Raw genomic sequence first — 12486 nt, 5'->3', positions numbered from 1 at the left:
AAGTTCTCAGTCGTTAGTGGTTGTCAGATCCCAGGCTTCTGGAGAAGTCCGGGATATTGTAGCCCATCAAAATTAATGCGATAGACCACTAGCTATTGTTAAACCTAGCTGACAGCAAATGCAGTCATCAGTGTCAGAGCAACAAACAGGATAGCTACTGCCCCTTGGAAGATGTAGCGCTGTTGCTGTTCTGGTGAGGGATACTCTGCCAAGGACATACCAAGCTGAATTGCGTAGTTATTGATCATTCCCTCATCATCTAATGTGTAGCCAGTTGCGAGAGGCATATTCAGCAATTGACTGCCGTCTCTGTGCCTACGCGCTTGAACTTCAGCGGGGATCAGTTCACTGCCATCACTACGAAGATGTGCAATTGCTTTCTTCGGTTTCTTTCCTGCTTTTAAATCTCCTTCTTTATTGAAATGCATTTCCAATGGTTCGCAGATGTACACCTCCGCTTCCATAAAGAAGCTGTCAGCAGTCATACAATCATCAAGGTTTAGGGTCGTCCCTTCTCTATCGGTGTAGCGCATGGGCGTGACCTCGTGTTTAAGCTATATGTAATTATTATAACAAATTATTTACAAAATTCAAATACTTGTGATATTATTTTTATCGTTTTAGCTAAAAAACATCTTTACCTTTGTAAAAGTTCCAAAAATTGTGTTGCAACTAAATATGGGGTCTTCTCTATAAATCTTCAATCCATGTTGCACCCAAGCTTCAGCGAATAGTATTGCTAATAATTGAGCTTGATAAAAACAAAAAAAACCCGTGTTTCAGGGGTTCAAAGGGTTATGCTGCTGCAAATGGGTTGCTCGCTACCTAAATAGCCCCTTTCTAATAGAATATTTACCAACTCTACTCCTCTAGACCCACCCAGATACTGCCTACCCCAAACCTGTTCTACTGGCTAAAGCCCATTTTAAGTAGTTCCTGGGGAGATGCCAGCACGTCAATTGCCACAAAGAAAATTTTGCCTTACGGATTGAGCAAGAACCGCCATGCTAGATTTAGTTCAAGACTTAAATCACCATGTCTAGGAACATGACCTAAAATCCGTTGCGCGATCGCATATGAGGACTGTTGGCAAATAGCTAAATAGGCAAGCACAGCCACGAACTCATCAATATCTAGGGGTTTGGTAAACCATAGGTCAAACCCACCAGACAAAGCCCGTTCACACATCTTTTCATCGACGTAGCCTGTCACAGCAATGGCTAACACCACTTGCCCTCGCTCTTGTGCTTTGCTTTTCACTTGTTGAATCAGGGCATAGCCGTTAGGATGCTTCAAAGCATCAGCCACAGTGACTTGTGATAACTTTTCTACGGGCAAATCGCGGAAAGCGCCGCCAGAGGCTGTCAGCAGAATGCGCCGCAGCCCAGAACCAGGCACTCCTTGCAAACATTGAAAAATTGCTGAATGTTCTGAATCTGCGGGTAAGAGCTTCACTCGATGCTGTTGAACTAAGGGCAAGACAACGGGTCCGCCAGCAATCAAGGTTTCCTTGTTAGCCAAAGCAATGTCTTTACCTGCTTTGATTGCAGCAATCGTAGGTAGCAAACCTGCACAACCCACAATGCCAGTCACTACAACTTCGGCATCGCCGTAGCGGGCAACCTCAATTACCCCGGCTTCTCCTGCTAGTAGAATTGGTTGAGGATTGACGTCTCTTATTGCTGCTTGTAGTTCGGGTAGTTGCTCGACTTCACAAATAGCTGCAATCTGAGGTTGGTATGTGCGGATTTGTTCAGCCAGCAATTCTACATTCCGCCCAGCTGCCAATCCCACCACCCGAAACTGGTTCGGGTATTGAGCAACAATATCTAGTGTTTGGGTACCGATAGAGCCTGTTGAGCCAAGGATAGAAATTGCTTTCATGACAGTGTTAGTGGTTAGTGATTAGGAGTTATTAGCTATTAAAAACTAATGGCTCACAGCAACAACTTCAGGTAACAATGTTGCCAGTATTTCTTCAAGTTTTCTGTGTAAGTGATATTGGCTGCCATCATTAATTATGGTGAAGTCAGCCATTGCAATTGGACCGCCTTTTTCAATTCTCTCAATTTCCAGAAAATCTCTTCTCTGGGCTTCTACAATTGTTAAAGGTCTTTCTTGTCTTAAAGTTAGACGTTCATACCTTATAGCCTTGGGAGTAAAAATTGCCAAAACGAGTAGTTCATCATTAAACTCCTTTTTTAGAGTTTTATACTCGCTAAAACTATAGAGACCATCAATAATTACTAATTGATGGTCTAACAGCTTTGATTTGATAAGTGGTAATGCTTTCTGGGCACAGACATCCATGCCATGTTTTGTTCTCAATTCTTCTCTGATAATTTGCTCATTATTTGGAATGATTGGTAGTCCCCGTTTTTCTACTTCTTGGATGATAATCTCTCCAAAACGAATTATGGGGAAGCCATGATTTTTTAGATAGCTAGCTACCACACTTTTACCCGATCCAGGCATACCAACAATAGCAATAATTCTCACCATATTTCCTCCTTATGAATTTGGAAATTGCAAGCTTACGTGTGAAAGGATGGAATGCGAAACTCCTTTAACACACACAGGCATCTCAGATGCTGTCCAAAGAGCAATGGTGCCTCCCAAAGAGTGACCAATGAGCCAAGCACTAGAAATATTGAGTTGCTGCAAGAGAACTATTAAATCCTGAGCATAAGCTGCTGGGGTGTAGAAAGAATCGAAGGGATTAGGAATGACACCAGTGGATTTCACAGTCCAGCTGAAATGGTCTGGATCTTGAGTGTTGTCAGACCTCAACTTGGATTGGGATTCACCAAACCCTCTTAAATCGTAACAAAGGCACTGAAAATCATCTGACAACCGAGAGATGACAGGTTGCCAGTATCCACGGCTATTGAGCCATCCGTGGATAAAAACAAGAGTGTGGGGGTAGGAGGTGGGAGCTGTGAGCTCGTATGCGTGTGGAACGCCCAAAATTTCGATGGTTGCCATATTTCTATGGTACCTGTTCCAGAAGAGGGTTGGGGAGGGGGGAGGAAGGAGGGAGGGAAGGAAAGAAAATGAACTAGTTGTGTGAGAAGTTGAACGTAATAAACTGTTACTCAGTTATCTATCTCTCCCCCACTCCCCCACTTTCTCACTCCCTCACTCCCCCACTCCCTCGTCCTATCTCCCCATCAATCTTTGCCGCACGCCTTCGGCAATTTTGTGACCCAAATATTCGGGGATCAAACTTTCATTGGGTCCGAGTAAGTAGAGAATCAGACGGGTGCGCCCGCGCCAAACGAGTAAATTGGCATTGACGACTAAAAGGTCTTCCTGCCAAATAGCGTACATGACTTTATAAAACAAACCGGGTTGGTTATCAGCTTCAATCACTAAAGCAGGCAGATGAAAAACCGGATCGACATAGAACTCAGTTTGTACTTGCTCTAAACCAGTATCCAAATTGAATTCCACCGCCAGCATTTCTTCTACCTCAAACCGCCCACCTAAAGCTTCGCGAATGGCACGGCAGACATTTTCTGATGTTTTCTCGGTGAGAGCTTTGCTACCCCGAGAGACTAACAGTTTGATAAAAACTAACATTGGCGGTCGAATTTGACCGTAAAGACTCAGACCGTGGATAGTTAGCCCGTAAGCAGCCAGCACACCAAAAATATCGCTGAGAAGAAAAGACTGATTGCGGTAGGCAAAATGTAAAGCACTTTTGCTACCTTCCGGTTTCAGCTCAATAACGGCGCGTCTGGTTTTATACAGACGGTAGGCTAGCCGCAAATTTTGCAGCTGAATCTCACTGCTAACAAATTGCTCGTAAAACTGGGGAAACGTTGGTCATTTGTCATTTGTCATTGGTCATTGGTCATTGGTCATTGGTCATTTGTCTCCCCAGTCTTCCTAATCCCCCTAATCCCCTTTGTCCCCTCTGCCCCTCGTTTGCCCCATGACCTCTGGTACGGGATCGTAGCCACCTGGATGAAATGGATGGCAGCGTAAAATACGCCTAATTGCCAACCAACTGCCACGCCATACTCCAAATCGTTCGATCGCTTGGATAGCGTACATTGAACACGTCGGTTGAAATCGGCAGGTTGGAGGAAACATTGGTGAAATAAACATTCGGTAGAATCGAATCGGCAGAATCAATATTAATTTCAAGAAATTCATTTTTAGCGTCCAAATCTAATAAAGTGTTATTAAGGGTTAAAATTTTACATCTTGTTGTATCTTTGCTGAATCCATTACCTGCTTTAGAATCAATTCCCCCTATTTGGCTGCAAATTGCTGCTGTTGCAATTTGGGTATTCTCAATACTTCTGGTTGCGTGGAAAGTCAATAGCCGCGATAATAAAGATCCTGAAGTCGTGCGGAAGATCGTACATATCGGTACTGGGAATATAATATTACTTGCATGGTGGCTAAATATCCCTGCATACGTGGGTATTGCCGCTTCGATTTTAGCAAGTGCTACCACCTTATTATCCTACCGATTTCCAATTCTCCCCGGTATTGATAGTGTGGGACGCAAAAGCCTGGGAACTTTCTTCTATTCTGCCAGTATTGGTATTCTTATTGCTTGGTTCTGGTTGATCGAACAACCCCACTATGCAGTATTAGGAGTTTTAGTGATGACGTGGGGTGATGGGCTAGCAGCACTTATTGGTCAAAGGTTTGGCAGCCATAAATACAACATCTTTGGGAGACAGAAAAGCTGGGAAGGCACCCTGACAATGGCTGTTGTGAGCTGTCTTGTTAGTATTTCAATCTTACTTTATGTACAAGGCAATATTTGGCAAAGTTGGTTGCTATCTTTGGCTGTTGCCCTAGTTGCTGCTAGCTTAGAAGTTTTTTCGCTGTTTGGTATTGATAATTTGACTGTTCCTTTAGGTAGCGCTGCATTAGCTTTCTTTTTAAACCAAAGATTTTGACACTCTCCGCCCTAAAGAATCGGAGATTCTTGGTTCAATGACTCGCCATTAGACGACAGGGTTGCCCCAATCGCCCAAGAGGGCAAATCTCCACAAGCGTAGGTTCCCGTGTGCCCCACGGTACTTAATCCCAATTTCAGGATATTGATGCTGGCATTTGCCCACGGAACCGGTACAGCGTTGGGAGACCCTATTGAAATTAGTGCCCTCAAGAAGGTGTTTGAAGCCCGCACCAAAAAGAATGGTTTCTGTGCCATTGGGTCCGTCAAGACCAATGTTGGACATCTGAATGTAGCGGCTGGTGTGACTGGTTTAATCAAAACGGTCATGGCGCTGAAACATAACACGATTCCGTCCACCTTACACTTTGAACAACCTAATCCTGAGATAGATTTCGCCAATAGCCCTTTTTACGTTAATACTTTATTATCGGAGTGGAAAACTAACGGAACTCCAAAAAGAGCAGGTGTCAGTTCTTTTGGTGTAGGGGGTACCAATGCCCATGTCATCTTGGAAGAAGCCCCAGTTATTGAACCCTCTAGTGCTTCCCGTCCTTGGCAATTGTTACTCCTCTCAGCTAAAACAACTACAGCTCTAGAAGCTGCTACAACGAATTTATCTGCTCACCTCCAACAAAACTCCGATATTCTCCTACCAGATGTCGCTCATACCCTACAAGTAGGTCGTCGAGCTTTTGACTATCGCCGCATCATGATTTGCCACGACCTAAATAATGCAGTGAAATTGCTTAACAGCCAAGACCCACAACGTATTTTTAGTCACCACTGCAAACTAAGCCATTGTCCAGTCATCTTTATGTTTTCAGGACAAGGGGCACAATATGTAAATATGGCGCAGGAACTGTATGAAGTGGAACCCACCTTCAAACAGCACGTAGATATTTGTGCTAACATTCTTCAGCCCCACCTCGGTCTTGATATCCGCTCCTTACTTTATCCCAGCGAACAACAAATTGAAACTGCGTCTTCCCAATTACAACAAACAGCCCTGACACAACCAGCATTATTTGTCATCGAGTATGCCCTAGCTCAGTTACTCATGGAATGGGGAGTACGTCCAGAAGCCACGATCGGTCATAGTATTGGGGAATATGTAGCAGCAACCATTGCAGGTGTATTCTCCTTGGAAGATGCCTTATTGATTGTGGCAAAAAGGGGACAACTGATGCAACAACTACCCCCAGGGAGTATGCTTGCAATTCCACTTCTAGAAAAAGATGTGCAATCGATGTTGGATGTAAAGACGTTCTATGAAACATCTGTACAAATAGCAGCAATTAACAGCCCGTCTTCCTGCGTAGTGTCTGGTACAAACGAAGCGATCGCCGCACTACAAAACCAATTATCCTCTCAAGGAATTGAATGTCGGCTGTTACACACATCCCATGCTCATGGATCAAATCAGGAGCAACACGACTTTTTAACTCCAAAACTTGGAGTTCGCTATTGTCTTTTCGAAACACAGGCGTATCATGTTCCCACACAACATGTAAAATAACATTGTCGTAGCGGGAATCGCGTTCGTGATGATGGGCATACCAATCGGAGGAACGGAGATGAATCTCTACATTCCCGACCCACTTTTGGGCACCAATTTGCAGCTGTGCATTAAAAAAATCAGGTCCTTCCGTTTGGAGGTAATCACCAGTGCGATGGAGAATAATGGGTTCGCCGGTCGTAGTTTGTAATTGGGTAACGTCAAAACAAGTAAAACGCCACACATAGTGTAGAAAATCTTCTTTCATAAGGCCTATACAATTCGGTTTGGTGGAGATACTACGAAGATAAAAAAAATTCAATTCGAAGACTAATTTTTATCTTTGTAAAAACAGAGGTATGAAAAAATGGATGCTAATCGGACTGCTTTCGTTGCAATGTCTTTCCGCTCAATCGTTTCGAATCACATATCAAAAATCATCCAACGGAACCATTATCCCCAATCAAGATCCTGTGGTCGTGTTGGCAACACCACATTTGACCTTAATCAGTTCGGTGCAAATGTTACAACAAAAAGCCAGTTACCCGAGAGAGGAAACTTTTGTCGACCGAAAACGAAATGCATTGGTTCAAAAAGCACAATTGAATGCGCAACGATTTGTCGTTAGTATTGACAGTGTGAGTCTTGAGAAACAACAATTTGAATTCACCTCGGAAACCAAAACCATTCTTGGCTATGTATGTAAAAAGGCCGTTACCAGTATCAACTCAAATACCTTAGAACTTTGGTATACCGATGCGTTGGGGGTTAAAGGCTCACCGACGGTCTTGGGGCAAAACCTCGGGATGGTGCTTGAAATTGTGCGCAACGGAAATTTTGTAACTACAGCACTATCCGTTGAAAAAGAAAAACAAAAAACTACTGTTGTACTTCCCGACACTAAAAATGGCGTCGACCTACTTTCCTACCGCGATTTGGTTTGGAAAAGTCGCTTTATTACCCTTCCTGTTTTTGAGAAAGAAATCATTAATTTCTCCGACCAAGCCAAATCCAACGACAGTATCCTACGATTTGCCAATGGTACGATTGCCGTTCGAAAAATAACCTTCCCCGTGATTACACCGGGCAGTAAAGTTTTTATTGACCTAATCGAGCAATCCAATGGGGATGCTTATGACCGCACTGGCTCTGTCTGTTCTGTTGTTTCCAGGGAAGCGGGGAGCGATAGGGGTTTTCGTGCATATCCAGGACTTCCCAAGTGGTTGGATTGACTCGCCCTGTAACTGGGATTCTGTATCGTCGCTGGAGATCGCGTACCGCAGACGTTGTGATTGCACCAAAGATGCCATCAACGATCGCCCCTCTTGGATTGCCTAACCTCACACCTGCGGCTCCTAAAAAAGACATCATTGGATGGTTCACGCACAGCTGTTACTATATTGCACCCAACTGAGAACCGCTATAAGTTTGGGACAAGCGCGTACAATGAAACCTACTTTGGCACGGCGATACCCTTAGCTACTATGAACTTTACGCCGTAGTAAACTTATTATACTTATACAAGCTATCAAAGCTACAACATTTGATGGTTCAGGAACAGTTGGTGTTTTCTGTATATCTAAGAAATTGGCCATATCTTCACCAATGATTTGATGTACACGACGAGTAGGATGAATCTCGTCGAAGTAATAATAATTATCAGGTGTTGAACAAGCAGGCTCTAACCCCCCAGTGGTGTATAAAAGTTTGCAGGCATCATTTATATTGGTAAAACCAAATGTCGCTGGGGTAGAGCGAATTTTGTTGCTAATTGCAACATGGTCATACAGTGCAACTTCGACACCTAATTGCTTATTCAGGGTATCGAGTTGACCGGGAAGACTTTTATTGATAACATCTCTAAACTTAGCTGCCTCTTCTGAGTATTGCTCAAAAAGTGGTAATGCAGCTAAATCTGTAGAATTTACAACAAAAAACTGTTCTGCACCTAGCACTGCAAGTTGTGATATTCCAGAAACAATATTGTTAACAGCAGCATCAGCTAATACATCGACCGAACCAGTCTGATTATTAAAAAACCTTTCTAATAAGTCATTTGTAGATATAAAAATAAAGTATAATCCCTTAGAATCTGGCACACGATTAACTTCTGCTTTATATTCTTCGATTTGACCGAATAAACCAGTATTTTGATATTTATCAAGCCAAGTACTTAAATTGCCATTACCGCTTTTTGCACCACCCACAGCATAATCTGTTAATTGTAAATTTTTTTGTTTTGCTAGTACCTCAACTGATGTTAAGCCGGGATTATTTGTCCATCGACCATCAGAGTCATACACATCTACTTGGGGGAATATAAATGCTCCAGGCACCCCAGAGTTAACTGCTGCTGTTGTAATCCGAAGTGCTGCCCCATTATCTGAATAGCTATCCTGCAAGAGTATTGATAATTTGAGGTACCATGTGACCCAAGCTACTTTCCGGGCGATTGGTAATTCCTAACAGTCGGGCTTGATACTTGGTGTCTTTACCCTGGCGGCGTTCTTTTTCCATCGCCAAGGCTGCAAGTGTATCAGCAGTTTCTCCAGATTGGGTTACGCCGATAATTAACGTGTTGGCTGTCATTGGTGATGGTGCATAACGATATTCCGAGGCGTAATGCACTTGAGTGGCAATGCCTGCGACTTGTTCTAGCAAGTGCTTCCCTACCAATGCTGCATGCCAACTGGTTCCGCAAGCGACAATCTGAATTTGTTCTAAATCTGCGTAAAGTTCTTTAGCTAAACCAAGATTAACAGGAGATTGGGTAGAATCATTGACATTCCAATCTGCGTTAAAATAAGCTTCCAAACAAGCCCGGACGACTCCCGGTTGCTCGTAGATTTCCTTGAGCATGAAGTGCTTGAATCCCTGCTTTTCTACCATTGTGGGATTCAAGTTAAGCAAGCGGGGCTGTTTCTTTAACCTTTCACCAGCAAAATTGTAAATCTCTACTCCTAAGGGTGTCAGGCGTGCCATTTCTCCATTTTCTAGAGGTAACACTGCACGAGTGTGGGAAACGATCGCTGGCGTATCAGAAGCACAGAAAAATTCCCCTTGACCAAAACCTATCACCAACGGTGCTTGCTGTCGAACCACTATGAGTTCATCCGGATAATCAGCACAAACAACTGCGATCGCAAAAGCCCCTTCCAGTTTATTAACAACATGGCGAACAGCTTCAAGGAAAGGAGACGGCGAGTAGGGGAGGGGCGGAGTGGGAGGTTCTTTCAGATATTGGGCAATGAGATGGGGAATAACCTCTGTATCCGTTTCCGAACGGAACTGACATCCCCGTGCTTTTAAATGCTCCCGCAATTCGCGATAATTTTCTACAATACCATTCTGCACCACTGCCACACGCATTGCTGTATCCATATGCGGATGGGCATTGTACTCTTCAGGTTTGCCGTGAGTTGCCCAACGGGTGTGACCGATACCAATTTGAGCGGGGGTTTCTACTTGTTCTAGCTTGGAACGCAGGTTGTAAAGCTTGCCTTTTGCCCGGATACAATTAACTTCACCTTCCCATATTGTGGCAACTCCCGCAGAATCGTATCCCCGATACTCCAATTTCTCTAACCCAGATAGTAAAATTTCTGTTGCCGCTTGAGTGCCAATGGTGCGATTATACTCATCCTGAATCTCAAGAGCAGCAGCCAGTGCCTCACTTAACAATTCCGGTGGCAGTTTCTCAACCAAACTACTTACGGCTTCGGCGTGATAAAACTTATATTCGGCGTGATAAAACTTATCCTGAATCTCCTTAGCAGCAGCCAGTGCCTCACTTAACAATTCCGGTGGCAGTTTCTCAACCAAACTACTTAGGGCTTTGGTGCGATTATACTCATCCTGAATCTCAAGAGCAGCAGCCAGTGCCTCACTTAACAATTCCGGTGGCAGTTTCTCAGCCAAACTACTTAGGGCATTGGCGCGATTATACTCATCCTGAATCTCCCTAGTAGCAGCCAGTGCCTCACTTAACAATTCCGGAGGCAGTTTCTCAGCCAAACGAATTAGGGCATCGGCGCGATTATACTCATCCTGAATCTCCTTAGCAGCAGCCAGTGCCTCACTTAACAATTCTGGCAGTTTCTCAGCCAAACTACTTAGGGCATTGGCGCGATTATACTCATCCTGAATCTGCCTCACAGAAGCCAGTGCCTCACTTAACAATTCTGACGACAAGTTTTCAGATAAATTACTTATAATAATGTCGCGATAGTCATCATCATTCTGAATCTCAAGAGCAGCAGCCAGTGTCTTTCGTAGTAATTCGGATGACAGGTGAGCAGCAAAATTACTTAGAGCATATGCGCGATGTCTCTCATCCTGAATCTGCCTCACAGCAGCCAGTGCCTCACTTAACAATTCCGGAGGCAGTTTCTCAGCCAAAGGGATTAGGGCATATGCGCGATTATGCTCATCCTGAATCTCCTTAGCAGCAGCCAGTGCCTCACTTAACAATTCTGGCAGTTTGTCGGTTAAGAAGCTTAGGACATTGGCACGATAACGCTTATCCTGAATTTCCCTAGCAGCAGCCAGTGCCTCACTTAACAATTCTGGCAGTTTGTTGGTGAAGAAGCTTAGAACACTGGCACGATAACGCTTATCCTTAATTCCTCTAGCCGCAGTCAAAGCCCCTGGTAACAACTCTGGTGGCAGTTTGTCCACTAAATTACTTAGGGCATTGGCACGATTATACTGATCCTGAATCTCGCTAGCGAAGAAGAGCGCTTTTGAGAGTGCTAGTTTTTTTAGGTTAGGGGGCAAAAAAATAACTAGCTTGGTAAGCGATCTTACTTTCTCAATTAGATTCGGTTTTTGTTGTGCGTAAGCTAATCCTTTGCTTCAATTTGTTTGCCTAAAACACCACCAGCGGCGTTAATTTCTTTAATTGCTAATTTCTCAGCATCTACAACACTTTTTTCACTAATTGCCATTGTCCCGCTGAGAGAATGCAAAATTCCTACTTTAATTGTGTTTCCAGTATTAGAAGCACTGACTGTGGCAGCAGTAGGAGAAGCACCAGGCGCTGTAGTTTCTGTGCTACTAGTTGCAGAGTTGTTAGTACAACCCTTTAACAAAATACTTGCACCAAAGGAAGCAGAACCGTAAACTAAAAACTTACGTCGATTAAATTGTCTTGTCATATTTAAATTATTTTGCTTTAAATGAATCAGCTAAATATGTATGCGGCTGAAAGTATTAATCATCGAATTGAAATCTTAGTGTTATATTTCTCGAAAGAAAAGTATATTTTGATACTTTTTAAGAATTATTAAAAATAAATTACAGCGTTTTTCATTAGTACAACATACCAATAAGGTGGGCGGTGCCCACCCTACATGAGATGAGTACAGGAGACTAATAATACCATTTCACGTTAATCATGATACATATAAATTCTGTAAAGACGCGCTGTTTGAAGCGTCTCTACACTATCTATTCGTATCATCCTTTTCGTGAAACGGTATAAGGTGGGCGGTGCTAATAAGGTGGGCGGTGCCCACCCTACGTGAGATGAGTACAGGGTACTAATAAGGTGGGCGGTGCCCACCCTACGTGAGATGAGTTACAAAATGAGATTGCAACTTTTGGATACAATTCAGAAGAATTACCGATAACGTTGCAAAAAATTAATTTGCCTGGTTGTTACTACTGTAGTGAATTCGCGTACCTGCCCACAGCAATTTTTCACGCAACGTCTGGTAGTAGGAGTTATTTTCGCGTAAAATAATGAACTTAACCCGAGCATCTGCCATGCGTATATCAACACGATGACCGGGCCAAATTGAAGTCCCTAAGACCCCGTCAGTCCACAGTTTGGTACTTAAATCGTAATCACCTAAGGGCCAAACGCTGACAACGGAACCAGGGGGTAAAATCAGGGGGCGACTCGAAAGACTCATGGGACAAATAGGAGTGACGGTAATCGCCTCCATTCCATCATGCACGATCGGACCGTTGGCAGAAACAGTGTAACCTGTTGAACCAGTGGGTGTAGAGATAATCAACCCATCTCCCTGATACTGATCCACAATCTCACCATCACTTTCCATTT

General features: G+C 43.6%; 8 protein-coding genes and 10 pseudogenes. 4 read left to right on the top strand and 14 right to left on the bottom strand.

Annotated features, from left to right (window positions below; translation table 11 throughout):
• Nucleotides 1-104: 104 nt before the first annotated feature.
• From psb34 to yidD, 7 genes and pseudogenes are all read right to left on the bottom strand, one after another.
• Entirely contained in the window at nt 105-533 is a 429-nt protein-coding gene (gene psb34, locus ACYRY3_RS00820; protein WP_460199961.1) for a photosystem II assembly protein Psb34, read from the bottom strand.
• A gap of 373 nt (nt 534-906) precedes the next feature.
• Nucleotides 907-1017: pseudogene (locus ACYRY3_RS00815) on the bottom strand (Red carotenoid-binding protein); the annotation flags it as partial.
• 264 nt (nt 1018-1281) lie between these two features.
• A pseudogene (locus ACYRY3_RS00810) lies at nt 1282-1884 on the bottom strand (1-deoxy-D-xylulose-5-phosphate reductoisomerase); the annotation flags it as partial.
• Between the two features lie 45 nt (nt 1885-1929).
• Nucleotides 1930-2502 carry an AAA family ATPase gene (locus ACYRY3_RS00805; protein ID WP_460199960.1) on the bottom strand — a complete coding sequence of 191 codons (573 nt, stop codon included), beginning with the start codon at nt 2500-2502 and terminating at the stop codon, nt 1930-1932.
• Between the two features lie 57 nt (nt 2503-2559).
• A pseudogene (locus ACYRY3_RS00800) lies at nt 2560-2985 on the bottom strand (alpha/beta fold hydrolase); the annotation flags it as partial.
• A gap of 174 nt (nt 2986-3159) precedes the next feature.
• Nucleotides 3160-3822: pseudogene (locus tag ACYRY3_RS00795) on the bottom strand (hypothetical protein); the annotation flags it as partial.
• Nucleotides 3823-3900: 78 nt separating this feature from the next.
• Nucleotides 3901-4152 carry a membrane protein insertion efficiency factor YidD gene (gene yidD, locus ACYRY3_RS00790; protein ID WP_460199963.1) on the bottom strand — a complete coding sequence of 84 codons (252 nt, stop codon included), beginning with the start codon at nt 4150-4152 and terminating at the stop codon, nt 3901-3903.
• Nucleotides 4153-4223: 71 nt separating this feature from the next.
• On the opposite strand from yidD, the gene ACYRY3_RS00785 reads away from it, so the two are divergent.
• Nucleotides 4224-4922: a diacylglycerol/polyprenol kinase family protein gene (locus ACYRY3_RS00785; RefSeq protein WP_460199958.1), complete on the top strand. Its 699-nt coding sequence runs from the start codon at nt 4224-4226 to the stop codon at nt 4920-4922.
• 11 nt (nt 4923-4933) lie between these two features.
• Here ACYRY3_RS00785 and ACYRY3_RS00780 read toward each other — a convergent pair.
• Nucleotides 4934-5080 (bottom strand): annotated as a pseudogene (locus ACYRY3_RS00780) (RNA-guided endonuclease TnpB family protein); the annotation flags it as partial.
• Nucleotide 5081: 1 nt separating this feature from the next.
• Between ACYRY3_RS00780 and ACYRY3_RS00775 the strand changes: the two are divergent.
• Nucleotides 5082-6341, top strand: a pseudogene (locus ACYRY3_RS00775) (acyltransferase domain-containing protein); the annotation flags it as partial.
• A 37-nt stretch (nt 6342-6378) separates the two neighbouring features.
• Here ACYRY3_RS00775 and ACYRY3_RS00770 read toward each other — a convergent pair.
• Nucleotides 6379-6687: pseudogene (locus ACYRY3_RS00770) on the bottom strand (DUF2851 family protein); the annotation flags it as partial.
• Between the two features lie 91 nt (nt 6688-6778).
• Between ACYRY3_RS00770 and ACYRY3_RS00765 the strand changes: the two are divergent.
• Nucleotides 6779-7522: pseudogene (locus tag ACYRY3_RS00765) on the top strand (GLPGLI family protein); the annotation flags it as partial.
• Here ACYRY3_RS00765 and ACYRY3_RS00760 read toward each other — a convergent pair.
• The gene (locus ACYRY3_RS00760; RefSeq protein ID WP_460199962.1) at nt 7518-7712 is read right to left on the bottom strand and encodes a peptidoglycan-binding domain-containing protein; all 195 of its coding nucleotides are present in this window, start codon (nt 7710-7712) and stop codon (nt 7518-7520) included. The pseudogene ACYRY3_RS00765 and the gene ACYRY3_RS00760 overlap by 5 nt on opposite strands.
• Between ACYRY3_RS00760 and ACYRY3_RS00755 the strand changes: the two genes are divergently transcribed.
• Complete coding sequence (locus ACYRY3_RS00755; RefSeq protein WP_460199964.1) at nt 7648-7833, top strand: hypothetical protein; 186 nt, start codon at nt 7648-7650, stop codon at nt 7831-7833. The two genes, ACYRY3_RS00760 and ACYRY3_RS00755, sit on opposite strands and share 65 nt — an antisense overlap.
• A gap of 61 nt (nt 7834-7894) precedes the next feature.
• On the opposite strand, the gene ACYRY3_RS00750 is transcribed toward ACYRY3_RS00755, so the two are convergent.
• From ACYRY3_RS00750 to ACYRY3_RS00735, 4 genes and pseudogenes are all read right to left on the bottom strand, one after another.
• The gene (locus ACYRY3_RS00750; RefSeq protein ID WP_460199956.1) at nt 7895-8755 is read right to left on the bottom strand and encodes an SGNH/GDSL hydrolase family protein; all 861 of its coding nucleotides are present in this window, start codon (nt 8753-8755) and stop codon (nt 7895-7897) included.
• Between the two features lie 58 nt (nt 8756-8813).
• Nucleotides 8814-10043, bottom strand: a pseudogene (gene glmS / locus ACYRY3_RS00745) (glutamine--fructose-6-phosphate transaminase (isomerizing)); the annotation flags it as partial.
• Between the two features lie 1226 nt (nt 10044-11269).
• Nucleotides 11270-11575: pseudogene (locus ACYRY3_RS00740) on the bottom strand (transporter substrate-binding protein); the annotation flags it as partial.
• 486 nt (nt 11576-12061) lie between these two features.
• The coding region (locus tag ACYRY3_RS00735) for a diacylglycerol kinase catalytic domain-containing protein (RefSeq protein ID WP_460199954.1) at nt 12062-12486 on the bottom strand (425 nt) is incomplete at its 5' end.

The sequence above is a fragment of the Scytonema sp. NUACC21 genome (genome assembly GCF_054684315.1).
The sequence above is the reverse complement of the archived record's forward strand: the minus strand, read 5'-3'. Positions and strand labels throughout refer to the sequence as shown.